Here is a 23,481-nt window from a genome sequence, read left to right as displayed (position 1 = left end):
ACTCTCTCCTTAACGCCCGAAGGCTTTCGTGAAACCGACCGTGCGTTCGATCAGCAGAACCATTCCCAGCGACACCGCGATCAGCAGCACCGCCAGCACCGCCACCATCGGATCCGTCCGTTCGTCCACATAGCGGTAAAGCGCCACGGGCAGCGTCGTCAGGCGCGGACCGACAAGGAACAGCGACAGGACAATCTCGTCAAAGGACATGATGGCGGCGATGGCCGAGGAGGCGACGATCCCCGGCATCAGACGCGGCAGCGTGATGCGGGTGAACACCTGCAATGGCCGCGCGCCCAGCGTCATCGCCGCATGTTCCACGTCCTGCCCCAAGTTCCCAAGGCTCGTCTGCAGGATGCGCACCGAAAACGGCAGGGTCATCACCAGATGCGCCAGAACCAGCCCCGGAAAGGTCGCGACCAGACCGGCGGGGGTGAAGACCATCAGGATGCCCAGGCCCAGCATCATCGATGGCAGGACCAGGGGCGCAAGGATCAGGTTGCGCAGAAACTCGCGCCCCCGAAACTCCAGCCGCACCAGCGCATAGGCGGCGGGCAAACCCAGCACGAGGCTGAGGACCGCCACGATCACCGCAATGATGACCGAGTTCTTCAGGCCCACCATGAAGCCCTGATTGTTCAGAACCTCGCCATACCACCTGAGGCTCCACCCCGACGGGGGGAAGGACAGATAGGCGTCGGCGCTGAACGACATGATGAACACGATGAACAGCGGCACGAAGACGAACCCGAAGACGCCGATGACATAGATGCGGGCAAGGATGCCGATGAAACGGGTCATGTGCGCACCTTCGTGAGAGAGCGGATGAACAGCGCGGTCACCGTCATCGCGATCAGGAACATCGCCAGCATCAGGAAGGCCAGCGCGGCGGCGGTCGGCCAGTCCAGCGTCAGAAGCGCAAGGTCGAACACCTCGGTCGCCAGCAGGAACACCCGGCCCCCGCCCAGAAGCGACGGCGTGATATAGGACGAGATCGACAGCACGAACCCGATGGTCAGCGCCGCGATGATGGCAGGCACCGTCAGCGGCAGCGTCACGCGGAAAAACACGACGTGGGGCGGCGCGCCCAGCGATTGCGCCGCCTCGTCCAACCGGGGGTCCAGACGGCCAAGTCCAGCCATGATCGTCAGGAACATATAGGGCATGATCGCCTCGGACAGGCCGATCACCACGCCGGTATAGTTGTTGACCAGCTGCACCGGGGCGGACAGCACGCCCAGATGCAGCAGAAGCGAGTTCACCACCCCGTCATTGCCCAGCGTGACCATCCAGCCAAAGGACCGCACCACCGCCGACACCAGAAGCGGGGATGCGGCCAGAACCGTCAGCACCGTCTTCCACCGCGATGTGGTGCGCGACAGGAACAGCGCCATGGGATAGGCCAAAAGCAGCGCAATGACCGAACAGGTCACGGCCAGCTTCAGCGTGCGGCCCAACAGGTCGAGATAGTAGCTGTCGCTCAGGATCGCGACATAGGTGTCGAAGCTGACCGCCTGCACGATCGCGCCGTAATCCGAAATGTTCAGCGACATGCGGAACAGCCAGATCATCGGCGCGATGAAGCTGATCGACAGCACGCACAGCACGGGCGCCATGAGCAGCCACGGCGTCCAGCGGGTCGCGGTTCCGGGGGGGGCGAAGGCCATCATGCGGCAAAGACCCGCAGATCGTCGGCCCGCCAGTCCACCCCCACCCGCGCGCCAGGCTGGGCCAGCGCATCGTCGGGATCGCCGGGGCGCAGGTCGGCGATCAGGGTCTGGCCGTTGTCCAGCCGCAACTCCACCTCGATCATCGACCCGACGAAGACGCGCCGCGTCACCTCGGCCATCAGCGGGCCGCTGGGGGTCAGGCGCACGACATGGGGGCGGATCACGGCCTGCGCGGCCCCTGCCGGCACATTCGCCGGGGCGGGCACGACCACGTCGCCCAGACGAAGGCGACCGCCCTCCCCCTGCGCGGACAGGGTGTTCGCCCGCCCGATGAAATTGGCGACGAACGGCGTCGCCGCGTTGTCATAGATGTCGGACGGGGTGCCGATCTGTTCCAGCCGCCCTTCGTTCATCACGGCGATGCGGTCGCACATGGTCAACGCCTCCTGCTGGTCATGGGTGACGAACAGGGTGGTGATGCCGGTGCGGGTCTGGATGTCGCGCAGTTCGAACCGCATCTCGTCGCGCAACCGCGCGTCGAGGTTGGACAGGGGTTCGTCCAGCAGCAGAATCTCCGGCTCGATCACGATGGCGCGGGCGATGGCCACGCGCTGCTGCTGGCCGCCCGACAGTTCGGCGGGACGGCGTTCGGCAAATGCCTCCAGCCGCACGACGCGCAGGGCCTCGGCCACGCGGGCGCGCATCTCGTCCTTGCCCACCTTGCGCAAGGACAGGCCGAAGGCCACGTTCTGCGCCACGGTCATGTGCGGGAACAGGGCATAGGACTGAAAGACCAAGCCCAGGTTTCGTTCCCATGGCGGGCGGGACACGATGTCCCTTCCGTCGATGGTGATGCTGCCCGCCGTGGGGGCCAGAAGCCCCGCGAACATGCGCAGCGTCGTCGATTTGCCGCAGCCCGAAGGACCGAGGAGGCCGATGAACTCGCCCTTCGCGATGTCGAACGACAGCCTGTCCACCGCCGGACGCTTGCCCCCGTAATCGAAGGTCAGCCCATCGATGCGGATATGCGCGGGTCCCGTCATCCCCATCTCAGTTGGCCGAGATGATGCGACGCTTCCACATCGCGTTCCAACGGTCGTTCTGCGTGGCGACCCAGGTCCAGTCCAGCGGCAGCGTCTGGTCCATCTGGCCGAAGACGGTGCGCGCACGGGCGTCCTCGCTCGGTTGCGCCTTGGCGTTGGTGGGCGAATAATACATCGCTTCGGTGAAGGCCGCCTGCGCTTCGGGCGACAGGGCGTAATCGATGAAGGCCTTCGCCGCGTCGGGGTTCTTCGCCCCCTCCACCAGATTGATGGTGTTGATCTGAAGGACCGTCCCCTCTTTCGGGGTCATCACCCCCAGTTTGCCATCCGCATCGTTGGAATAGGTCTGGGCGCGCGCGTTCCACCCCGTGGCCATGGCCACCGTCCCGTTCAGGACAAGGGTGTAACTGTCGGGCTTGGGGTCGAAGGTCTGCACAGCGGGGGCCAGTTCGGCCAGCTTCTCGATCGACTGGTCCACGCCTTGGGTATAATCCTCGCCCAGCATGGACGAGGTCATGACCATCAGCCCCGTTCCCAGAATGCTGGGCATCGAGGTCACCGCCAGCTTGCCCGCATATTGCGGATCCCACAGCACCTCGAGCGACTCCGGCGTGCCCTGCACCAGATCGGTGTTGTAGATGATGACCTCGTTGTCGAAGGTCACGGCGGGGCCGTAGCCTTCCTGCACCGTTGCCTCGGGCACCAGATCGGCCAGGTTCGGGACATCCTCGACCGTCAGCGGGGCCAAGAGCCCCTCCTTGTTTCCGATCAACGCGGTTGTCACGTCAAAGAGCACGACATCCAGTTGCGGGTCATTCGCCTGCGCGCGCAACGCGCCCAGCTGATCCGCCGATCCCCGCGCGCTGGCATAGGTGACCGTCAGGCCCGGATGTTCGGCCAGGAACGGATCGATCACGGCGGCGGTGTATTTGTCCTGAAAGATGCCGGTATAGGACGCGATGGTCAGGTTGCCCGTCAGATCCTGCGCAGAGAGGGGGGCGGCGGTGGCGGCGGCAAGGATCGCCGCGGACAGAATGGTTTTCATGAACGTCTCTCCTGTTGGGGTATGGCCGTTTCGACCTTGATGTCAGTAGCCGCGCTTGCCGTCGGCCAGATCCGCGACGGTGCCGGTCTTTTCGAATTCGCGCAGGTTCTTGGCGATGATGCGGCTGCCGGTCGGCGCGTCGATCAACGAGGCCACATGCGGCGTCACGGTGATCTGCGGATGGTACCAGAACGGATGTTCGGCGGGCAGCGGTTCGACATGGAACACGTCCAGCGTGGCCCCCGCGATCTGACCCGAGGCGAGCGCCCCCAGAAGGTCGGCATCCACCAGATGCGGCCCCCGCGCCGCGTTGATGACGCTTGCCCCGCGTGGCAGGCGGTTGAAGGTGTCGGCATTCAGGATGCCGCGCGTGTCTTCGGTCAGGGGCAGCAGGCAGACCAGGATTTCGGTGCCGTTCAGAAACGCGCCGAACTGATCCTTCCCGGCGAAAGTGCGGATGCCCTCGATCTCCTTTGGGCTGCGCGACCAACCGACCACGTCGAAACCGATGGTGGCCAGCAGCTTCGCCGCCTCGGCGCCCAGATTGCCCAGACCCATGATGCCCACGCGGCGGCCCGTGGCGGGCGGCACGATGACCGGTTCCCATTTCCCCTTCGCCTGGCTGGCCTGCAGGGCGGGCAGCGCGCGGTGATGGCGCAGCACATGCAGCGCCACGTATTCCTTCATCCGCTGCGTCAGGTCGCGGCCCACGGTGCGGATGATCGGCACATCCGGCAGATCCTCGTCCGCCAGAACGTGGTCGATCCCCGCGCCGATCGACACCACCGCCTTGAGGTTGGAAAACCCCGTCATCCCCCCCGTGGGCGGCCGCCACACGACGGTATAGGTGATGGCCTCGGGGTCCTTCACCGTCTTCATCGGCTCGAACGACCAGTCGGGCATCAGGTCGCCCAGCATCTGGCACCAGTCCTTGGTCTTTTCATCGCTGGGGAGATAGACGGCAACATGCATCGGGTCGGTCCTTCGGAATGTCGAATGTGTTGCGCCCATGGAACGGCGGGTTGCCCCGAACCGTCAAAGCAAAAATAATGGTCGGGTTCATAAATAAATTCTATGATCGGCGCGGGCCCCCGGAGGGATGAGACGACATGAACTTCAAGCAGATCGAGGCGTTCTATTGGCTGACGCGCCTGCAAAGTTTCCAGAAGGTGGCCGACCGGATCGGCCTGACGCAACCGGCTGTTTCCGCAAGGATTTCAGGGTTGGAGGATGCGTTCGGCGTGCCGCTGATCAACCGCGATTCCCCCACCTTCGCCCTGACCGAACAAGGCCATGAAGTCGCCGAATACGCCGAGACGTTCCTGTCTTTGTCCGAGGCGCTGACGGGGCGGCTGCGCGCGGGGCGAAAGAAACGTTATACGATCGGCATGGTTGGAATGGTCACCAACACCTGGGGGGCGACGCTGCGGCGCAAGGTGTCGGCCGATCCCGATATCGGGCTCGTGGATTTCCACTCCGCCTCCAATGTCGATCTGAAGGAACTGATGCGCAACGGCACGCTGGACATGGCCTTCGTGACCGGCGAGGCGGGCCTGCCGCAGATCGCGAACAGCTTCTCGGTGCAGTTTCGCGTGGGATGGGTCGCGCGGCCCGACGTGGCGGGCCAGATCTCCCGCGCGCTGACCCCGGACGAGATCCGGGGCTATCCCCTGATCCTTTATCCCCACACCTCACCGCTGTTCCGCCCCGTGGCCGACATGGTCGAGGAGTTGCGCCGCCGCCCGAACGCGCGGCACACCGGCAATTCGCTGGGCAATATCTGCGACATGGTGCGCGCGGGCTATGGCGTGTCCGCCATTCCCCTGGCGGCGGTGGAGATGGAGCTGACGACCGGCCTTCTGACCGAAATCCCGGCGACGGTGCAACTTGCCCCGCTGGTCACGCGCTGCGTCCACATGAACCGCGCGCGCAAGCAACAATCCGAAAGCCTTCTGGAACTGGCCCGTCAGGCGGCACGGGAATGGGCGGCGGCCCATCCCCGCTATGTCACCTTCATGGAGACGTAAGGTTACCCGGCGAAGCCCTTGGCCACGTGATCGCGGATGAACCCCGCCCCGATCTTCACCAGCCGGTCCGACAGCGCGCGGCCCGTCTCGGCCGAGGCATGGACCGGATCACCGCCCCAGACGCCATGCGGCGCGCTCTCGATCGCCTCGATCGGGACCTGGATCCGCGCGCCGTCGTATTTGATGGCCGACATGCCGGCCACGTCCATGCCCATGACCTTGCGGTCCTTGGGCGGGGCCTGCCGCAGATCCATCCGCAGGATGTCGGGATAATAATGCAGCCCGATGGAGGTCAGTGGATCGCCCCCGTGGCCGGACGCGCGAGCCGCCTGCTCCGGCCCCAGAATGTCCTTCAAAAGCTCATAGCTGATTTGCCACAGATACATCGACGCCACGAACATCCCGTTCTTGCGGCGCCAGTTCTGCGTCACCTCGTTGATGGCCTGCACGTTGCCGCCATGGCCGTTGATGATCAGAACCTTGGTCAGCCCGTGGCGGGCCAGGCTGGCGATCATGTCGTTGATCAGCGCCGTCAGCGTCGCCTGTTCGATGGCGATCCCGCCATGGGACGATCCGAAATAATCCGCGCCGCCGAACGGCACCGGCGGGGCGACGAAGGTCGGCACCCCTTCGGCGCGGGCCGCGCGGGCAATGTCCAGCGCCACGCATTCCGCGCCCAGATAATCGCCCATCGGCGCATGGGTGCCCTGATCTTCCAACGACCCCATGGGCAGAAGGATCACCGCCTCGTCGGTCAGGTATTGGCGGGCCTCCTCGCTGGTCAGTTCGGCCATCTTCAGTTTCGCGGTGGTCATCCTACTCTCCTGTGGAAATGTCGTCGCGGATGCAGGCCTTCAGGCGTCCGTCGCCCGCGGGCCGCAATTCGGGCACCCCTGCCCCGCAGGCGGGGATGGCAAAGGGGCAGCGTGTGCGGAACACGCAGCCCGAAGGCGGGGTCAGGGGGGACGGGATCTCCCCCTCCAGCCGGATGCGGGACGAAGACCGCGCAAGGCTGGGTTCGGCGGACACCAGTGCGGCGGTATAGGGGTGCTGCGGCGCGAAATGCACCGCATCCGCCGGCCCCACCTCCATCACGCGGCCCAGATACAGCACCATGATCCGGTCCGAGATATAGCGGACCACCGACAGATCGTGGCTGATGAACAAAAGCGAGATGCCCTGGCTTTGCCGCAGATCGGCCAGCAGGTTCAGCACCTGCGCCTGAATGGACACGTCCAGCGCCGACACCGCCTCGTCGCAGACGATGAATTTCGGCTCCACCGCCAGCGCCCGCGCGATGCCGATCCGCTGCCGCTGCCCGCCGGAAAATTCATGCGGATAGCGGTCGAGGAAATCGGGGTTCAGCCCGACCATCCGCATCAGCGCCTCCAGCCGGGCCTGCCGCGCGTCGCCCATGTGCAGGCGGTGCGTGTCCAGCGCCTCGGCCAGGGTCGCGCGGATGGTCTTGCGCGGGTCCAGACTGGCATAGGGGTCCTGGAAGATGATCTGCATGTCCTTGCGCAACCGCCGCAGATCGGCCGAGGAGATGCGGGTCAGGTCATGCCCGTCAAAGGTCATCCCCGCGCTGTCGCTGTCGATCAGGCGCAGAACTGCCTTGCCGATCGTGCTTTTGCCCGAACCGCTTTCCCCCACCAGCCCCAATACTTCGCCGGGGGCGACGGTCAGGCTGACATCGCGCAGCACCTGCATCCGCCCCTTGCCGAACAGGCCCTTGCGGCCCACGGGGTAATGCTTGTTCAGGGATTTCACGTCCAAAAGGGCGGTCATGCGGCGTCCTTTCCGGCTTCGGGCGCACGGATGCAGCGGACGCGGCGGTCCCCCGGACCCGACAGGTCGGGCCGGATGCCGGCGCAGGCGTCGATGGCGATGGGGCAGCGGTCGCGGAAGGTGCAGCCCGACGGACGGCGATCCGGCAATGGCGGCGTCCCTGCGACGGCCAGAAGCCGGTCGCCCCGGGCCGAATGCATCTCCTCATGGCTGGAGGGCATGCTTTCCAGCAGCGCGCGGGTATAGGGGTGGTGCGGATCGTTCAGAATGTCCTTCGCCGGTCCCTCCTCCACGATCTGACCGGAATACATCACGGCCACACGGTCGGCGATCTCGGCCACCACGCCCAGGTTGTGGCTGATGAACAAAAGGCTCAGCCCTTCGGCATATTCGTGGCGCAGGCGTTGCAGCAGCTCGATGATCTCGGCCTGGATCGTCACGTCCAGCGCGGTGGTGGGTTCGTCCGCGATCAGCAGGCGCGGCTCGCAGCACAGCGCCATGGCGATCATCACCCGCTGCCGCATCCCGCCCGACATCTCGTGCGGATACCCGTCGAAGCGGCGCTCCGGCTCGTTGATGCCCACCAGCGTCAGAAGCTCGATCGCCCGCGCCCGCGCGGCGGCCTTCGCCATGGGGCGGTGGGCCAGAATGGCCTCGGTCATCTGCGCGCCGACCTTGTGGATCGGGTTCAGACTGGTCATGGGTTCCTGAAAGATCATGGCGACGTCGTTGCCGCGCACATCCTCCAACTCACGGGGGGTCAGGCGGCCCAGATCGACCATGTCGCCCGATTTCCGGCGCAGGGACAAGGTGCCCGACGCCTGACGGATGCCGGAGGGCAGCAGCCCCATCAGCGCCAGCGACGACAGCGACTTGCCCGACCCGCTTTCCCCCACCAGCGCGGTGCACTGATTGGCGCGCAGGGTCAGGCTGACATCCTCGATCACCGACACCGGGCGGCCGGGGCGCGGAATGTCCAGCCGCAGGCCGTGGATCGCGGCCACCGTATCGGGCGCCGCCGCGACCGCCCCGCCAGAGGAGGGGCGCGACACCGCGTCCTTGCCGCCGCCGTTCCCCTTGGGGTCCAACGTATCCCGCAGGCGGTCGCAGAAGAAGTTGATGGCATAGATGGTCAGCGTCAGCGCCACGCAGGGGATGATGATGCCCAGCGGATCCTGATTCATGAACTGCCGCGCGCCGCGGATCATCTGGCCCCAGCTTGGCGCGGGGGGCACGACGCCCAGGCCCAGAAAGGACAGCCCGCTTTCGATGGTGATCGCCGCCGCCGCCGTCAGCGAATACTGCACCGACACCGGCCCCGCGATGTTGGGCAGGATGGTGCGGAACACGATCCGGCGCGATGGCGTGCCCAAGGCGCGCGACGCCTCGACGAAATCCAGCGCGGTCACGCGCACGGCTTCGGAAAAGGCGATGCGGGCAAAGGCCGGGAAATACAGGATGGACAGGACCGACACCAGCGTGCCCGTCCCCGGCCCGAACAGCGTCACGACCAGAAGTGCCAGCAGGATCGGCGGAAAGCACAGGACCACATCCGACAGACGGCGGGTGATGAACTGGAACGGCCCCCGGAAATACGCGCCGATCAGCCCGAACAAGGTGCCGATGATGCAGGCGACCGATGTCGCGACGAAGGCCACCGTCAGCGACACCTGCCCGCCATAGAGCACACGCGCCAGACGGTCGCGCCCGAATTCGTCCTGCCCCAGCCAATGGTCCCAACTGGGCGCGGCCAGACGGTCGCGGACGGAAATCTGGATCGGGTTGTCAGAGGTGATCAGCGGCGCGGCAAAGGGGATCAGGATCAGCGCGCCCAGAAAGACGGCGGGCAGGATCATGCGGCGGGGAATGGCGGGCCACGCGCGACGGCGCGTCCGGCTGGCGGGTATGGATGTCATTCGAGGCGGATCCTCGGGTCCAGAAGGGAATAGAGCACGTCGATCACAAGGTTGATCGCGATGAAGATGGCGGCCACCGTCAGGATGATCGCGCGCACCGAGGGGTAGTCGCGCTGTTCCACCGCCGTCACCAGAAAGCCCGACAGGCCCGGCCAGTTATACACGAACTCAACCAGCACGGTGGAGCCGAGCAGGATGCCAAGCTGCATCCCCACCACGGTGATCACCGGGCCCAGCGCGTTCTGCAACACGTGGCGGCGCACGACCGTGCGGCGCGGCAGGCCCTTGGCGGTCGCGGTGCGCACCCAGTCATGGCCCCGCATCTCCAGCACGCTGGCCCGCGTCATGCGGAACACGATCGTCGCCAGATGCAGGCCCACGGTCACCGCCGGAAGGATCAGGGTGCGCAGATGCTGCACCGGGTCCTGCGCGAAGGGAACATACCCCCCCGCCGGCAGCAGGTTCAGCACCTGCGCAAAGAAATAGATGAACAGCGTGCCCAGAACGAAGCCGGGGATGGAGGTCAGAAGCGCGTTCAGCCCGGAGGCCGCGATGTCGAACCGCCCCCCCGCCCGCAGCCCCGCCAGCGTGCCCGCCGGAATGGCCACCAGCAGCGCCAGCACCGTCCCCGCAGCGATCAGTTCCAACGTGCGGGGCAGACGCCGGGCGATGTTGCCCGCGATGGACGACCCGTCGATCAGCGAGGTGCCGAAATCGAACTGCACGCTGTTCCACAGGAACATTGCGTATTGGGTGAAGACGGGCTGATCCAGCCCCATCCGTTCACGCAGGGCGGCGATGGTTTCGGGGGTCGCACTGCCCCCGCCCGTGGACAGAAGCAGTTCCGCCGGATCGCCCGGCACGATAACCAGCATCAGGAAGATGATCGTGCCCACCGTGAACAGCATCGCGGCGGCGGCCAGCAGGCGGCGAAGCAGAAAACCGGCCATGGGATCAGTCCAGCTTCGCTTCATCCAGCGAAAACCCGCTCGACCCGTTCAAGAAGCCCGGCAAGGCGGCGAACCCCGACACGCCCCGGCTGGCATGGGCCTGCGTGCGCCAGTTGAGCGGCACCTGCGGCACCTCCTCGTAATAGGCGGCGGCAAGATCCTGGTAGATGGCGCGGCGCTTCTCCGGGTCCGGTTCGTTCCGTCCCTGCAACAGCAGGCTGTCGATCCGCTCGCTCTTGAAGCCATAGGATTGCAGATAGGACGGGTTGCCGGAATAGAGCATGGAGAACAGCGCATCCGGGTCGTTGAACGTCCCCGACGCCCCGTGCACGGCGATGTCGTAGCGGCCTTCGGTCCCCGCCGTCACGCGGCTGCCCCAGTCGGGCAGATCCAGCGTCGCGTTGATGCCGATCATCGCCAGATAGGCCTGAACGACGGATGCGGTGTCCTGATGCATACCATAGGTGGCGGTGCCCAGAAGACGGCAATCGAAGCCGTTGGGATACCCCGCCTCGGCCAGAAGCTCCATCGCCCGTTCCATGTCATAGCTGTAGGCGATCCCTTCATCCGAGATGGGAACCGTGGACCCTTCGGGGTTCGGAAAGCCGTAAAGCGGCGTGCCGTATCCGGCAAAGGCTGCATCCACGATGTCCTGCCGTTCGATGGCATAGCCGATGGCCTGGCGCACGCGCGGATCCTTGAGCGGGCCTTCCTGCGCCACGTTGAACAGAAGGAACATGAACGGGCCGGAGGTGGCGTGCATCTCCATCTGGTCCGACGCCTCCACCGTGGCGAACTGACTCCACGGCAGATATTCGATCAGATCGACATCCCCCGCCTCCAGCGCGGAATAGCGCAGGTTCTCGTCGGCATAGACGATGAAGCGAATGCCGCCCACGCCCGGCTCCCCTTCGGTATAGAAATCGGGGAAGGCGGTGACTTCGATGAACACGCCCCGCTCCTGCCCCGAAAGCTGGAACGGGCCGCAACCGATGATGTCCTCTGCCGTGGATTTGGCGGAAATCACCGGCGCGCAGTAATTCGCCAGAAGGTTCAGGAACACCGCGCTGGGCGAGGTGAGGGTGATGCGGACGGTCTTGTCGTCCACCGCCTCCATCCCGTCGATGATTGCCAGATCGCTGCGCAGGAAGGCGGTCGATCCCTCCTTGCGGATTTCCTCCAGCGAATGGATCACGTCCGCCGCCGTCACCGGATCGCCGTTGTGAAACACCGCATTGTCGCGCAGGCGGAAGGTGACGGTCGTCTCATCCTCCCAGTCATAGCTTTCGGCCAGTTCGGGCTGCAGCTCCGCCGCCGCGTTATACCCCATCAGACCCCGATGGATCGAGAGCTTCACCGTGTTCGCAGCCCCCCCCACATTGTCGAACGGGCTAAGGCTGGGGGGAAAGGTGGACAGGCCGAAGCGCAACGTGCCGCCCGCCTCCTGCGCCGCCAGTCCGCGCGGCAGGGCCAGCGCGGCAAGGCCCGCCCCCAGGCCCACCAGAATGGCGCGGCGTGACAAATGCGTGTTGGTAAGGGTCATAAGAATACCTCGGTGTCTGCTGGGGATGGGAGGTGCGGGATCGGCGCCCGTCTTCTTGCCTTCATCGAACCTGCCAAAACCCCAAAGGTCCAATCGAAAAAACTTTTATGACCGATAGATTGTTTTGTGCGCCCGCCATAAGAAAAGGCCCGCCCCGCAAGGGGGACGGGCCGGGTCAGGTCGCGTAAGCCCGTGTCAGGCGGCGAAAACCTTGGTCAACGCGATGTCGATGGCGTCGGTGATCCGGTCGATCTGGGCCGACGTCACGATCAATGCGGGCGACAGGCAGATCGTGTTGTTGAACCCGGGGATCGACCTGTTGGTGACACCGATCATCACCCCCGCATTGGCCGCTTCGGCCACGACGCGCTGCGCCAGCGCCTCGGGGACCGGCTGGCGGGTGGCGCGGTCGGAAACCAGTTCCGCCCCCATGAACAACCCCATGCCCCGCACATCCCCAATCACCGCATGGCGCGACTGCAGGTCCAAAAGGTTGGTGCGCAGCCGTTCCCCCATGGCTTTGGTGTTCGCCAGAAGCCCCTCGTCTTCGATGATGCGCATGTTCTCCAGCGCCGCCGCGGGCCCCGATGTGCAGCCCCCGAAGGTGGAGATGTCACGGAAATAGGACAGGGGATCGGTCGGATCGTCCTTGAACAGATCGAACACGGCTTCCGTCGTGACGGTGCAGGAAATCGCGGCATAGCCGGAGGCGAGCCCCTTGGCCATGGTCACGAAATCCGGCTTCACGCCGAAATTCTGGTATCCGAACCATTCGCCGGTGCGCCCGATGCCGCAGACCACCTCGTCGATATGCAGCAGGATGTCATAGGTGCGGCAGATGTCCTGCACGCGGTCCCAGTATCCCTTGGGCGGCACGATCACACCGCCCCCCGCCGTGATCGGCTCCAGACAGAGCAGGCCCACGGTGTCGGGCCCCTCGCGCAGGATCACCTCCTCGATCGCGTCGGCGGCGCGGCGGCCGTAATCCTCCACGTCCCATTGGGCGTGGTATTCCAGGCAGTGGGGCACCTGCACGAAGCCGTCGGGGAACGGGCCATACATCGCCGCCCGCTCCGGCTGGCCCGCCGCCGCCAGGGTGGCGATGGTGGTGCCGTGGTAATCCCGCTCGCGATAGAGGATCTTCGACTTCCCGCCTCCGTGATGCCGCGCCGAGATCTGGCGCACCATCTTGAACACCTTCTCATTCGCCTCCGACCCCGAATTGGAGTAATAGACGCGGTTCAGCCCCGGCATCTTCTCGAGCAGCTTCTTGGCGAACATCGCGGCGGGAACCGACCCCGCCGCCTGCGCGAAATAGTTCATCTTGACCAGTTGCGCATGAACCGCATCGGCAATGCTGGTCCGGCCATAGCCGACATTGACCGTCCACACCCCGCCCGACAGCGCGTCCAGATACTGCCGCCCCGCCGCGTCCCAGACATCCAGGCCCTTACCCTCCACGATGATGCGCGGGTCCACCGTTTCATAGGTCTTGTGCTGGCTCAGATGGTGCCAGACATGAGCGCGGTCGGCCTCGATCACCTCGCTCAGATCGTTGGTCATGCTTCGAACCCTTCGAATGCGTCCGTCATGGCGCGGTCGAACCGGGCCAGCAATTCGTCCATCTCACTGTCCGAGATGATCATCGGCGGGCAGAAGCAGATCGATTCCCCGATGGCGCGGACCAGAAGGCCGTGGCGCTGCGCCGCCGCCATGACGGCCTGTGCGGCCTTGCCGACCGGGGTGAAGCCGGTCTTGGCGGTCTTGTCGGCCACGAATTCGATCGCGGCAACCATCCCTTCGCCCCGCACTTCGCCCACGAAGGGATGGTCGGCGTATGTCGCCAAGGCGGCACGCATCTTTTCCCCCATGCGGCGGGCGTTGGTGACCAGGTCGCGTTCCTCGATGATCTTCAGGCATTCCAGACCCACTGCCGTCGCCACCGGATGCCCGGAGGTGGTGTAGCCGTGGCCGAACGTGCCCAGTTCGCTGCTGCCATCGGCAATGCCCTGGTAGATCGCTTCGGAAAACACGATCGCCGCCAGCGGGAGATAGGACGAGGTGATCTGTTTGGACAGCACCAGCATGTCGGGTTGCAGGCCATACGTCTCGCAGGCGAACATGTGTCCGGTGCGGCCAAATCCGTTGATGACCTCGTCCGCGACGATCAGCACATCGTATTTGCGGCACACGGCCTGCATCTTGGGCCAATATCCCTTCGGCGGGGGCATCACACCGCCCGCGCCCATCAACGGCTCGCCGATGAAGGCCGCGACCGTCTCCGGCCCCTCGGCCAGGATCATCTCCTCCAGCTCTGCCGCCAGACGGTCGGAATACTGCTCCTCGCTTTCCCCCTCCTGCGCGTTGCGCCAGTAATGCGGTGTGCTCAGATGGCGGACGAAATCGAAGGGCAGGTCGAACCCCTTGTGGTTGGCCGGAATGCCCGTCAGGCTGCCCGCCGCCAGCGTGATCCCGTGATAGGCCTTCAGGCGGGAGATGAACTTCTTCTTCTCGGGCCGCCCGATCGCGTTGTTGTAGAACCAGACCATCTTGATGACGGTGTCGTTGGCTTCCGACCCCGAATTGGTGAAGAACACGCGGTCCAGCCCGTCCGGCGTCATCTGCACCAGCTTTTCGGCCAGTTCGATCGACGGTTCCTGCGACCGGCTGGCAAACAGGTGCATGTAGGGCAGTTCGGCCATCTGCGCGGTCGCCGCATCGACCAGCCGCTTTTCGGAAAAGCCCAGCGCCACGCTCCACAATCCGGCCATGCCTTCGATATAGTCCTTGCCCGCATCGTCGATGACAAAGACCCCGTCGCCCTTGGTGATGATCAGCGGGCCGGTCTTTTCATGCACACGGGCGTTGGTCACCGGATGCAGCATGTATTTCAGGTCGCGGGCGGAAAGCGAATTGGGAATGACGTTCATGACGGGGTCCATTCATCTGTGGCCCCGTCATGGAAGCGCGCACCCATCGCGGCTGGCAAGAAAAATGTAGTCACGACGCGGCAGGTTTTGACCGAACCGTCACATTCTGCCTGCATTCCGCGCGATCGTCGCCCGTTCGGTCACCAAGGGCGGGACGCTGCCGCACGAACGGGCAGATTGCGAATGTCAGACATGCTGCCCGCCATTGATGTGGATTTCCGCCCCGTTGATATAGGAGGAGGCGTCGGTGCACAGGAAATGGATGGTGCGCGCCACCTCCTCGGTCGTGCCCAGACGGCGCAGGGGAACCTCGCGCTCCACCATTTCATCGGTGCCGGGCGACAGGATGGAGGTCGCGATCTCTCCCGGCGAAATGGCGTTGGCGCGGATGCCCAGCGGGCCGAATTCATGCGCCAATTCGCGCGTCAGCGCGGCCAGACCGGCCTTGGATGCCGCGTAGGCCACGCCCGCAAACGGATGCACCCGCGATCCGGCGATGGAGGTGACATTGACCACCGACCCCTTGGCGCGGGTCAGTTCCGGCAGCAGTTCCCGCACCAGAAGCGCGGTGGACACCAGATTGACGTTCAGTACCGTGGACCATGCCATCGCATCCGTGTCCGACACGCCCAACCGCGCGCCCCCCGGCCCCTTGGGAGAAATCCCGGCATTGTTCACCAGCGCCGCCAGTTCCCCGTCCGGCAACCGGCTGCGCACATCGGCGGCCAGCGCCGGGATGCTGTCCAGATCGGCCAGATCGGCCTGAATGTGGCTTTCGCGCGCGCCGGGCCAGCGGCATTCCTCCGAAAACGGCTGGCGCGATACGGTCAGAACCCGCCACCCCTCGCGCTGCATGACCTTCACCGTGGCATGGCCGATTCCCCGGCTGGCCCCGGTCAGCAGACAGAATTTGGTCACGGCAGACGTCCTTTCGTCGGGGGGGGGAGGTGCCTACAGGATAGGGTCGGTTTTTCGTCGCACAAGGCCCATCATTCCGGGGCGACCATCACCTGCACGCCCGCCGCCTCCAATTTGCGCAAAAGCGCGGGTTCGGGCGCCCGGTCGGTCACGATGCGGTCGATATGGGCGAAGGTGCCGATGCGGAACAGCGCGTCGCGGCCAAACTTCACATGGTCCGCCAGCACCGTCACCTGCCGCGCCTGCGCCAACATCCGACGAGAGATCGTCGCTTCGCGCAGGTCGAAGTCGAACACCCCGTCCTCGGTCACCGCACCCACGGTCAGGATGGCATGATCGGCGCGAAAGCTTTCCATCTCGCGCTCGGTCTGGGGGCCGAAGGTGCAGTGCGCGTCGCCGTCGAATTCGCCCCCCAGCAGGAACACGCGATGCCCCCGCGCCGCCAGATGCGGCAAGGTGGCCACGGCGTTGGTGATGACCGTCAGCCCCGCCAACCCCGCCAGACGTTCCGCCAGAAAGACCGAGGTCGATCCCGCATCCAGAAACAGCGAATCGCCGTTGCGCAACAGGTCCGCCGCCGCCGCCGCGATGCGCCGTTTCTCGGCCACGGCGGAAAACATGCGGGTGTCGAAACGCACCTCCTCGGGGATGTGGGTGATCCGTCGCGCCCCGCCATGGGTCTTGCGCAGCAGGCCCCGCCGGTCCAGCGCCGCCAGATCCCGGCGGATCGTCTCGCGCGAGGTTTGAAGCCGGTCGGCCAGATCCTCGACCGTGACGGTGCCGTCGCGGTCCAGCGCGTCGACGATGCGGGCATGGCGATCTCGGGGGTGCATGGGCTCTCCTGTCCGGGGCAGGATGACCGAACGGGCAAAAAGGGCAAGCGGTTAAAGCGCTGACAGGACCGCCAGCAGAATCGCGGCCTCCCCCACCACCTGCGCGGCCCCCAGAACGTCCCCGTTGATCCCGCCGATCTGTCGGTGCGCAAGGGCCGCCACCCCGGCCTGCGCGGCGATCAGCGGCAGCACCCCCCCCACCGGGATCAGCGCCACCGTCCCAAGGCCCAGCGCGATCAGGCAGATCGCCGCCGTCCCCCCCTCGGCGGCGCGCGCCCCCAAGCCCGGCCGCGCCGCGGGCTGCTGCCATTGCAGCAATGGCAGCAGCCCGCGCGAGGCCGCCCCCGCCGCCACCAGAACCCATGGCACGGCGATCAGCGCCGCGAAACACACCACCCGCAAGATCAGCGCCAGACACAGCGCCGCCGCGCCGAAGGTGCCCAGACGGCTGTCGCGCATGATCTCCAGCTTGCGCGCCGGGGTCGCCCCGCCGCCCACGCCGTCGGCCAGATCGGCCAGCCCGTCCTCATGCAGCGCGCCCGTCACGCCCAGCCCCACGGCCACCGCGATCACGGCGGCGGCCAGCGGCGGCAGGCCAAGCGCCCCCCCCGCCCACAGGGCAAGGGCCTGAGCCGCGCCCACCCCCGCCCCGACCAGCGGCCAGGCCCAGCCCGTCGCGCCCATCGGCACCGTCCGCGCGACCCGCCCCACCGGCAGGCGGGTCAGCAGCATCGCGGCCACGCGCAGGTCGTCCCGGCAGTTCATGCGTCCGACACCCCGGCTTCGGCAAAGGTCGCCATGCCGTCATGCGCGGCCAACGCCGCCCGCAGCACCATCAGCGCCACCGCCGCCCCCGACCCTTCGCCCAGCCGCATTCCCAGATCCAGTATCGGCCGCTTGCCCAAGCGCCCTGCCAGCACCGCATGGCCGGGTTCGGCGCTGACATGGCCGATCAGGCAATGATCCAGCCACGGGGCCAGCGGCGCGACCGAAGCGGTGCCGATGAAGCCGTCCAGGATCACCGGCACCCGGTGCCGCCGCGCCGCGATCACCGCACCCGCCATCGCCGCCTGCTCCCGCCCGCCGAAGGCGCGAAACGCCCCGAGCGGGGTGCCTAGCAGGTCCGCGTGGCGCGCCAGCCCTTCGCCGATCACCTGCGCCTTCAACGCCTGCATCGCGCCGGGTGCCCCCGTTCCCGGCCCCACCCATTCGAACGGCGCGCCGCCAAAGGTCGCGCAGGCCAGCGCGGCGGCGGTGGTGGAATTGCCGATCCCCATCTCTCCCACGATCAGCACGTCGGCCAAGGGGTCCACCGCCTCGCCCCCCGTGCGAAGGGCATCCAGAACCTCGGCCTCGGTCATGGCGGGGGCGCGGGTGAAATCCTGCGTCGGACGGTCCAGATCCAGCGCCACGACCGACAGGTCCGCCCCCGCCACGGCGCACAACTGATTGATCGCCGCCCCCCCCGCGCGAAAATTCGCCACCATCTGCGCGGTGACGGCCTGCGGGAACGGATTTACCCCCCGATCGCATATCCCGTGGTTTCCGGCAAAGACCAGCGCCTGCGCGCGGGCGATGCGGGGCCGCGCGCGCCCCTGCCACCCGGCCATGAAGACCGCCAGATCCTCCAGCCGCCCCAGACTGCCGGGGGGTTTGGTCAGGCTGGCCTGCCGCGCCTCGGCCTCCGCCCGCGCCACCGGGTCGGGTGGCGGCAGGTCGGTCAGCGCATCCAGATATTCCCGCAGCGTCATTTCACCCTCATCGGCAGGCCGGAGACGACGAACTCCACCTCATCCGCGATCCGTGCGACGCGCTGGTTCAGCGTGCCCTGCGCATCGCGAAAGGCGCGGGCCAGCGCGTTGTCGGGCACGATGCCCATCCCCACCTCGTTCGTGACCAGCACCACGGGCGCGGTCCGCGCGGCCAGCGCGGCGCACAGCCGCTCCACCTCCGCCGCCCAGTCGCGGTCGTGATGCATCAGATTGCCCAGCCACAGCGTCAGGCAATCGATCAGCGCCGGATCCGCCCCGCAAAGGTCCAGCGCGGCGCACAGGTCCAGCGGCGCCTCGATCAGATGCCAATCCGGCCCGCGCCGGTCGCGATGCTGGGCGATGCGGGCGGCCATTTCGGCGTCCCACGCCTGGGCCGTCGCGATATAGACGGGGTTCGGGCCCAGCGCCCGCGTGCGGGTTTCGGCATGGAGGCTCTTGCCCGACCGCGCCCCGCCTGTAATGAGTATCACCGCCATGCCGCGCCCCTTTGCGCCGCATTTAAAACCACGAAACCGCGCCGATGCAAAGGTCCCCGTGACGACGCTCTTGATGATCCGCCACGCGCCCATCGTCCCCCCGCCCCGCGTGACGGGGCGGGGCGATCCGGCCTGCCGCCTGCCCGACCCGATACCGGCGGGGCCTGCGGCGGATCATGTCGTCGCCAGCCCCGCCCGCCGCTGCACCGCGACCGCCGCCGCGCTTTATCCGGGCCGGCCCATCCCGACCGACCCGCGCCTGTGGGAACAGGACTTCGGCCTGTGGGAGGGGGCGGAGACGCCGCCCGATCTTGGCCCGCTGCCCCGCGCGGCCCTGGCCGTCCACCGCCCGCCGCAGGGCGAAAGCTTTGCCGATCTGATCGCCCGCGCCCGCCCCGCGCTCGGCGCCCTGACCGGCACGACCGCCGTCGTCGCCCATGCGGGCACCATCCGCGCAGGCCTCGCCCTCGCCCTCACCACGCCCGAGGATGCGCTGGCCTTCCACATCGCCCCCCTGTCGCTGACCCGCATCTGGACCGACGGCACGGATTGGGCGATCCTGTCGGTGAACGAACCCCTATGACCCGGATCGAGGGGCATATGGGCGAGCTGATGCAGGGCCGTCTGGGGGGCGATGTGGCGCTGATCACCCTGCCCTGCCCCGCACTGGCCGTGACCGCAACCCATCGCCCCGGCCCCTTCGCCCTGCGCGGCGCGCGGGTGATCCGGCCCGCCGTGGCGCGTGCGGTGCGGCGGACGGGCATCTGGCACCTGCGCGCCGACATGCCGGCGGGCGGCGGGGCGGGCAGCTCCACGGCCGCGATCCTTGCGATGGCGGGGCGGGGCGATCCCGACGCGCTGGCCGCCCTGTGCCTGCGGCTGGAGGGGGCGGTCGATCCGCTGATGCATCCCAGACCCGAGCGCCTTCTTTGGGCCTCGCGGCGCGCGGTCGTTCTGCGCGCCCTGCCCCCCTTGCCGCCCATGCGCATCGTCGGCGGCTTTTTGGGGGCGGGGGAACGGACCGACCCCGCCGATACCCGCTTTCCCGACATCGCCGATCTGGTGGCGGCGTGGTGCGCCGATCCCTCGCTGGCGACCGTGGCCCGGCTGGCCAGCACCTCCGCCGCGCGCACCCAGGCCCTGCGGGGTCCGGCGCAGGATCCGACGCCCTTTCTGCCCGCGCTTGGCTGGGCGCGCGCGCATACCGGACCCGCCCGCGCGCTGATCCTGCCGCCGGAGGCCGACCCCACCCCCGCCCGCCGCGCCATGCGCGAGGCGGGGTTCCGGCACATCGTCAGCTTCCCGGTGCGGGGATGAGCGGGGCGCTCCTCCTCGCCCTTCTGATCGAGGGGGCGTTCGGCTGGCCCGCCCGCCTGCACGCGCGGATCGGCCATCCGGTGACGTGGATCGGGGCGCTGATCGCCGCGCTGGACCGTCGCTGGAACCGGGGGCGCGCGCGGCGGGTCAAGGGGCTTGCCGCGGCGCTGGTGGTGATCGGGGTCGCGGCGGGCATGGCGGCGGTCGTGTCGGCCCTTCTGCCCGACGGCGCGGTGGGCGTCGTTCTGAGCGGAGTGCTGGCGGCCCCGCTGGTCGCCACCCGCTCGCTGCACGATCATGTGGCCGCGGTGGCGCGTCCCTTGGCGGCGGGGGACATGGATGAGGCGCGCCGAGCGGTGTCGATGATCGTCGGGCGCGATCCGGCCCGGCTGGACGCCCCCGCCATCGCCCGCGCCGCGACCGAAAGTTTGGCAGAAAACACCTCGGACGGGATCATCGCGCCCCTGTTCTGGGGGCTGATCTTCGGCCTGCCGGGCATCGCGGCCTACAAGGCGATCAACACGCTGGATTCGATGATCGGCCACCGCACCCCGCGGCATGAGGCGTTCGGCTGGGCCGCCGCCCGCATCGACGATGCCGCAAACCTGATCCCCGCGCGCCTGACCGGCGCGCTCTTTGCGGTGGCCGGGGGGGGCGGCTGGCGCGCGATGTGGGCCGACGCCCGCCGCCACCGCTCGCCCAACGCGGGCTGGCCCGAGGCGGCGATGGCGGGCGCGCTGGGCATCCGCCTGTCCGGCCCCCGCATCTATGACGGCGCGATCAGCCCGGAGCCGTGGTTGAACGCCACGGGCCGCGACCCCGCCCCTGCCGACCTCTTTCGCGCGCTGGCGCTGTTCCGCCGCGCGATGCTAGGGGTTGGGATGGCACTGGCGGTGGGGGCATTCCTGTGACACGCGATCATGGCGGCGATCTGGACCGGGCAAAGGCCCTGTTCGGCGGAAGGGACTGGATCGACCTGTCCACCGGCATCAACCGCGTGCCCTATCCCATCCCGCCGCTGCCACCCGAGGCGTGGACCGCCCTGCCCACACCCCGCGCGATGGGGGCCGCGGCGCGGGCGGCGGAACGGGCGTGGGGTTCGGCCCGCCCCCTGATCCCCGTGGCGGGCGCGCAGGCGGCGATCCAGGTGCTGCCGCGCCTGTGGGCCCCCGGCCTCGCCCGCATCCTCGCCCCAACCTATAACGAACATGCGGCCCAATTTCGCGCGGCGGGCTGGCGGGTGGAGGAGGTGGTGACCCTGTCCGCCCTGAACGGCGCCGATCTGGCGGTGGTGGTCAACCCCAATAACCCCGACGGACAGGCGCATGACCCGACCGCGCTTCTGGCGCTGGACGTGCGCCGCCTGATCGTGGACGAAAGCTTTGCCGACCCCGTGCCGCATCTGTCGCTTCTGCCTCATATGCGCGAGGGGCTGGTGGTGCTGCGCTCGTTCGGCAAGTTCTATGGTCTTGCCGGACTGCGGCTTGGCTTCGTCGCCGGGGCGGACGTGGCCCCGCTGGCCGGGCCGTGGCCCATCGCGGGCGTGGCGCTGGAAGTGGGGCGCGCGGCGTTGGACGATACGGATTGGGCCGCCGTCACAATCGACCGGCTGGCGCGGGACGCCGCGCGGATGGACGCGCTTGCGCCGTGGCCGCTGGTGGGCGGGACGCATCTGTTCCGCACCTATGCCACGGCGGACGCGGCGGCGGCGCAGGCGCATCTGGCCCGACACGGGATCTGGAGCCGGATCTTCCCCTATTCCCGCACGTGGCTTCGGCTTGGCCTGCCCGCCCCGCACGAATGGGACCGGGTGAAGGCCGCCCTACCGCGCGAGTGACAGGACGGCCTCGACGTCCATATGCGTTTCCAGATGCGCGGCGAGTTGGTCCAGCGCCTCCTCCACCCCGGCCTCGTAACGCGCGCCCCCCTGCGCGCCGATGCCCGCCAGCCACGCCGCGCGAAAGGCGTCATCGGCAAACATCCCGTGCAGATAGGTTCCGGCGACGCGCCCCTTCACCGCCCCCTCATTGCGCCCTTCGACCTGTGCAAAGGGTCGGGCGCGGTCGGGGCCTTCGGTCTGGCCGATATGGATTTCATACCCCGCGAACGGCACGCCATCCCGCGCGCCCGTCACCCGCGCCAGACGCTTGTCCGCCGTCATCACCGTGTCCACGTCCAGAAGGCCAAGACCCTCGGTCGCGCCTGCCGCGCCCTCGATCCCCTGCGGGTCGGCCACCGTCCGGCCCAGCATCTGGTATCCGCCGCAAATGCCCAGCACATGCCCGCCGCGCCGCAGATGGGCGGCCAAGTCCACATCCCACCCCTCGGCCCGAAGCGCTGCCAGATCCGCGCGGGTCGATTTGGTGCCGGGCAGGATCACCACCGCCGCATCGCCGGGGATCGCCTCGCCCGCCCGGACCATGACCAGATCGACCTCCGGTTCCGCCGCCAGCGGGTCCAGATCGTCGAAATTGGCGATGCGCGGCAGGGTCAGGCAGGCGATCTTCACCCGCCCCCCGCGTGAGGCGACGCGCAAATCCAGCGCATCCTCGGCCGGAAGGCGGGACGCCCCCGCAAACCACGGGATGACCCCCATCCCCCGCCAGCCCGTCCGCTCCGCAATCAGGCGATAGCCTTCATCGAACAGGCGAACATCGCCGCGGAACTTGTTGATCGAAAAGCCTTCCACCATTCCCAGATCGCCCGCATCCAGCACGGCATGGGTGCCCACCATCTGCGCGATGACGCCGCCCCGGTCGATGTCGCCCACCAACAGCACGGGCACATCGGCGGCGCGGGCAAAGCCCATGTTGGCGATGTCGCCCGCCCGCAGATTGACCTCTGCCGGGCTGCCCGCGCCTTCCACGATCACCAGATCCACCTGCGCCTTCAGCCGCCCGAAACTCTCCAGCACCGGGGCCATCAGGCGGGGCTTCAGCGCGGCGTAATCCCGCGCACGGACCGTCGCCACCCGCCGCCCCTGCACGATGACCTGACTGCCGGTTTCCGATTCCGGCTTCAGCAGGACGGGGTTCATGTCCACCACCGGATCGCGCCCCGAGGCCCGCGCCTGCAACGCCTGCGCGCGCCCGATCTCGCCCCCGTCCACCGTAACGGCGGCGTTGTTGGACATGTTCTGCGGCTTGAACGGCGCGACCGACAGGCCCCGCAAACGCGCCGCCCGGCACAGGCCCGCGACGATCAGCGATTTCCCGACATTCGATCCCGCGCCCTGCACCATCAGCGCGGGCAT

At 67.6% G+C, this 23,481-nt stretch carries 23 protein-coding genes; 5 read left to right on the top strand and 18 right to left on the bottom strand.

Translation table 11 applies throughout. The annotated features are described in order from the left end of the window. Window positions 1-9: 9 nt before the first annotated feature. The 5 genes from MU449_RS04185 to MU449_RS04165 are packed head-to-tail and all read right to left on the bottom strand — an operon-like array spanning window position 10 to window position 4,730. Window positions 10-801 (bottom strand): ABC transporter permease, encoded by a 792-nt coding sequence (locus MU449_RS04185; protein ID WP_244736754.1) that lies wholly within the window; start codon window positions 799-801, stop codon window positions 10-12. Then, complete coding sequence (locus MU449_RS04180) at window positions 798-1,670, bottom strand: ABC transporter permease (RefSeq protein ID WP_244736753.1); 873 nt, start codon at window positions 1,668-1,670, stop codon at window positions 798-800. Before MU449_RS04180 ends, MU449_RS04185 begins: the two co-directional genes overlap by 4 nt. Further along, the gene (locus MU449_RS04175) at window positions 1,667-2,713 is read right to left on the bottom strand and encodes an ABC transporter ATP-binding protein (RefSeq protein ID WP_244736752.1); all 1,047 of its coding nucleotides are present in this window, start codon (window positions 2,711-2,713) and stop codon (window positions 1,667-1,669) included. Before MU449_RS04175 ends, MU449_RS04180 begins: the two co-directional genes overlap by 4 nt. 7 nt (window positions 2,714-2,720) lie before the next feature. Continuing rightward, window positions 2,721-3,758 (bottom strand): ABC transporter substrate-binding protein, encoded by a 1,038-nt coding sequence (locus MU449_RS04170; RefSeq protein WP_244736751.1) that lies wholly within the window; start codon window positions 3,756-3,758, stop codon window positions 2,721-2,723. A 42-nt stretch (window positions 3,759-3,800) separates the two neighbouring features. Continuing rightward, window positions 3,801-4,730 carry a 2-hydroxyacid dehydrogenase gene (locus MU449_RS04165; RefSeq protein WP_244736750.1) on the bottom strand — a complete coding sequence of 310 codons (930 nt, stop codon included), beginning with the start codon at window positions 4,728-4,730 and terminating at the stop codon, window positions 3,801-3,803. A 137-nt stretch (window positions 4,731-4,867) separates the two neighbouring features. Here MU449_RS04165 and MU449_RS04160 point away from each other — a divergent pair, with 137 nt between their 5' ends. Then, the gene (locus tag MU449_RS04160) at window positions 4,868-5,785 is read left to right on the top strand and encodes a LysR family transcriptional regulator (protein ID WP_244736749.1); all 918 of its coding nucleotides are present in this window, start codon (window positions 4,868-4,870) and stop codon (window positions 5,783-5,785) included. Window positions 5,786-5,787: 2 nt separating this feature from the next. Here the strand turns inward: MU449_RS04160 and MU449_RS04155 are convergent, their stop codons facing one another. From MU449_RS04155 to cobU, 12 genes are all read right to left on the bottom strand, one after another. Next, window positions 5,788-6,600: a creatininase family protein gene (locus tag MU449_RS04155; RefSeq protein ID WP_244736748.1), complete on the bottom strand. Its 813-nt coding sequence runs from the start codon at window positions 6,598-6,600 to the stop codon at window positions 5,788-5,790. Window position 6,601: 1 nt separating this feature from the next. Continuing rightward, complete coding sequence (locus MU449_RS04150; RefSeq protein WP_244736747.1) at window positions 6,602-7,573, bottom strand: ABC transporter ATP-binding protein; 972 nt, start codon at window positions 7,571-7,573, stop codon at window positions 6,602-6,604. Then, window positions 7,570-9,489, bottom strand: a complete 1,920-nt coding sequence (locus MU449_RS04145) for a dipeptide/oligopeptide/nickel ABC transporter permease/ATP-binding protein (protein ID WP_244736746.1) — start codon at window positions 9,487-9,489, stop codon at window positions 7,570-7,572. The genes MU449_RS04150 and MU449_RS04145 overlap by 4 nt, the downstream gene beginning before the upstream one ends. After that, window positions 9,486-10,439: an ABC transporter permease gene (locus MU449_RS04140; RefSeq protein WP_244736745.1), complete on the bottom strand. Its 954-nt coding sequence runs from the start codon at window positions 10,437-10,439 to the stop codon at window positions 9,486-9,488. Before MU449_RS04140 ends, MU449_RS04145 begins: the two co-directional genes overlap by 4 nt. Window positions 10,440-10,443: 4 nt before the next feature. Next, window positions 10,444-11,982 (bottom strand): ABC transporter substrate-binding protein, encoded by a 1,539-nt coding sequence (locus tag MU449_RS04135; RefSeq protein WP_244736744.1) that lies wholly within the window; start codon window positions 11,980-11,982, stop codon window positions 10,444-10,446. A gap of 195 nt (window positions 11,983-12,177) precedes the next feature. Then, window positions 12,178-13,545, bottom strand: a complete 1,368-nt coding sequence (locus MU449_RS04130) for an aminotransferase family protein (protein ID WP_244736743.1) — start codon at window positions 13,543-13,545, stop codon at window positions 12,178-12,180. Next, window positions 13,542-14,912, bottom strand: a complete 1,371-nt coding sequence (locus MU449_RS04125; protein ID WP_244736742.1) for an aspartate aminotransferase family protein — start codon at window positions 14,910-14,912, stop codon at window positions 13,542-13,544. Before MU449_RS04125 ends, MU449_RS04130 begins: the two co-directional genes overlap by 4 nt. 186 nt (window positions 14,913-15,098) lie before the next feature. Continuing rightward, on the bottom strand, window positions 15,099-15,830 hold the full coding sequence (locus MU449_RS04120; RefSeq protein ID WP_244736741.1) for an SDR family NAD(P)-dependent oxidoreductase: 732 nt from the start codon (window positions 15,828-15,830) through the stop codon (window positions 15,099-15,101). A 71-nt stretch (window positions 15,831-15,901) separates the two neighbouring features. Then, complete coding sequence (locus MU449_RS04115; protein ID WP_244736740.1) at window positions 15,902-16,663, bottom strand: DeoR/GlpR family DNA-binding transcription regulator; 762 nt, start codon at window positions 16,661-16,663, stop codon at window positions 15,902-15,904. Between the two features lie 51 nt (window positions 16,664-16,714). Next, window positions 16,715-17,428, bottom strand: coding sequence for an adenosylcobinamide-GDP ribazoletransferase (locus tag MU449_RS04110; protein ID WP_244736739.1), 714 nt, complete (start codon window positions 17,426-17,428; stop codon window positions 16,715-16,717). After that, window positions 17,425-18,414 carry a nicotinate-nucleotide--dimethylbenzimidazole phosphoribosyltransferase gene (gene cobT / locus MU449_RS04105; RefSeq protein WP_244736738.1) on the bottom strand — a complete coding sequence of 330 codons (990 nt, stop codon included), beginning with the start codon at window positions 18,412-18,414 and terminating at the stop codon, window positions 17,425-17,427. Before cobT ends, MU449_RS04110 begins: the two co-directional genes overlap by 4 nt. Further along, window positions 18,411-18,911, bottom strand: a complete 501-nt coding sequence (cobU, locus tag MU449_RS04100; protein WP_244736737.1) for a bifunctional adenosylcobinamide kinase/adenosylcobinamide-phosphate guanylyltransferase — start codon at window positions 18,909-18,911, stop codon at window positions 18,411-18,413. Before cobU ends, cobT begins: the two co-directional genes overlap by 4 nt. 58 nt (window positions 18,912-18,969) lie before the next feature. Between cobU and MU449_RS04095 the strand changes: the two genes are divergently transcribed. Genes MU449_RS04095 through MU449_RS04080 form a run of 4 tightly spaced genes read left to right on the top strand, consistent with a single transcriptional unit; the run spans window position 18,970 to window position 22,065 of the window. Continuing rightward, window positions 18,970-19,494 carry a histidine phosphatase family protein gene (locus tag MU449_RS04095; RefSeq protein ID WP_244736736.1) on the top strand — a complete coding sequence of 175 codons (525 nt, stop codon included), beginning with the start codon at window positions 18,970-18,972 and terminating at the stop codon, window positions 19,492-19,494. Beyond that, on the top strand, window positions 19,491-20,228 hold the full coding sequence (locus MU449_RS04090) for a propanediol utilization protein (RefSeq protein ID WP_244736735.1): 738 nt from the start codon (window positions 19,491-19,493) through the stop codon (window positions 20,226-20,228). Before MU449_RS04095 ends, MU449_RS04090 begins: the two co-directional genes overlap by 4 nt. Beyond that, window positions 20,225-21,139, top strand: a complete 915-nt coding sequence (gene cbiB / locus MU449_RS04085) for an adenosylcobinamide-phosphate synthase CbiB (protein WP_244736734.1) — start codon at window positions 20,225-20,227, stop codon at window positions 21,137-21,139. Before MU449_RS04090 ends, cbiB begins: the two co-directional genes overlap by 4 nt. Further along, window positions 21,136-22,065, top strand: coding sequence for an aminotransferase class I/II-fold pyridoxal phosphate-dependent enzyme (locus tag MU449_RS04080; protein ID WP_244736733.1), 930 nt, complete (start codon window positions 21,136-21,138; stop codon window positions 22,063-22,065). The genes cbiB and MU449_RS04080 overlap by 4 nt, the downstream gene beginning before the upstream one ends. Here MU449_RS04080 and MU449_RS04075 read toward each other — a convergent pair. Beyond that, window positions 22,051-23,481, bottom strand: coding sequence for a cobyric acid synthase (locus tag MU449_RS04075; protein ID WP_244736732.1), 1,431 nt, complete (start codon window positions 23,479-23,481; stop codon window positions 22,051-22,053). The genes MU449_RS04080 and MU449_RS04075 overlap by 15 nt on opposite strands.

It is taken from the genome of Falsirhodobacter halotolerans, assembly GCF_022899245.1.
GTDB classification, from domain to species: Bacteria; Pseudomonadota; Alphaproteobacteria; order Rhodobacterales; family Rhodobacteraceae; genus Falsirhodobacter; species Falsirhodobacter halotolerans.
This window is presented reverse-complemented; position numbering and strand designations above follow the sequence as displayed.

Coding starts and splice junctions, on each gene's coding strand:
- MU449_RS04185 (WP_244736754.1), bottom strand. CDS start 801: ATGACCCGTTTCATCGGCATCCTTGCCCGCATCTATGTCATCGGCGTC.
- MU449_RS04180 (WP_244736753.1), bottom strand. CDS start 1,670: ATGATGGCCTTCGCCCCCCCCGGAACCGCGACCCGCTGGACGCCGTGG.
- MU449_RS04175 (WP_244736752.1), bottom strand. CDS start 2,713: ATGACGGGACCCGCGCATATCCGCATCGATGGGCTGACCTTCGATTAC.
- MU449_RS04170 (WP_244736751.1), bottom strand. CDS start 3,758: ATGAAAACCATTCTGTCCGCGGCGATCCTTGCCGCCGCCACCGCCGCC.
- MU449_RS04165 (WP_244736750.1), bottom strand. CDS start 4,730: ATGCATGTTGCCGTCTATCTCCCCAGCGATGAAAAGACCAAGGACTGG.
- MU449_RS04160 (WP_244736749.1), top strand. CDS start 4,868: ATGAACTTCAAGCAGATCGAGGCGTTCTATTGGCTGACGCGCCTGCAA.
- MU449_RS04155 (WP_244736748.1), bottom strand. CDS start 6,600: ATGACCACCGCGAAACTGAAGATGGCCGAACTGACCAGCGAGGAGGCC.
- MU449_RS04150 (WP_244736747.1), bottom strand. CDS start 7,573: ATGACCGCCCTTTTGGACGTGAAATCCCTGAACAAGCATTACCCCGTG.
- MU449_RS04145 (WP_244736746.1), bottom strand. CDS start 9,489: ATGACATCCATACCCGCCAGCCGGACGCGCCGTCGCGCGTGGCCCGCC.
- MU449_RS04140 (WP_244736745.1), bottom strand. CDS start 10,439: ATGGCCGGTTTTCTGCTTCGCCGCCTGCTGGCCGCCGCCGCGATGCTG.
- MU449_RS04135 (WP_244736744.1), bottom strand. CDS start 11,982: ATGACCCTTACCAACACGCATTTGTCACGCCGCGCCATTCTGGTGGGC.
- MU449_RS04130 (WP_244736743.1), bottom strand. CDS start 13,545: ATGACCAACGATCTGAGCGAGGTGATCGAGGCCGACCGCGCTCATGTC.
- MU449_RS04125 (WP_244736742.1), bottom strand. CDS start 14,912: ATGAACGTCATTCCCAATTCGCTTTCCGCCCGCGACCTGAAATACATG.
- MU449_RS04115 (WP_244736740.1), bottom strand. CDS start 16,663: ATGCACCCCCGAGATCGCCATGCCCGCATCGTCGACGCGCTGGACCGC.
- MU449_RS04110 (WP_244736739.1), bottom strand. CDS start 17,428: ATGAACTGCCGGGACGACCTGCGCGTGGCCGCGATGCTGCTGACCCGC.
- cobT (WP_244736738.1), bottom strand. CDS start 18,414: ATGACGCTGCGGGAATATCTGGATGCGCTGACCGACCTGCCGCCACCC.
- cobU (WP_244736737.1), bottom strand. CDS start 18,911: ATGGCGGTGATACTCATTACAGGCGGGGCGCGGTCGGGCAAGAGCCTC.
- MU449_RS04090 (WP_244736735.1), top strand. CDS start 19,491: ATGACCCGGATCGAGGGGCATATGGGCGAGCTGATGCAGGGCCGTCTG.
- cbiB (WP_244736734.1), top strand. CDS start 20,225: ATGAGCGGGGCGCTCCTCCTCGCCCTTCTGATCGAGGGGGCGTTCGGC.
- MU449_RS04075 (WP_244736732.1), bottom strand. CDS start 23,481: ATGCCCGCGCTGATGGTGCAGGGCGCGGGATCGAATGTCGGGAAATCG.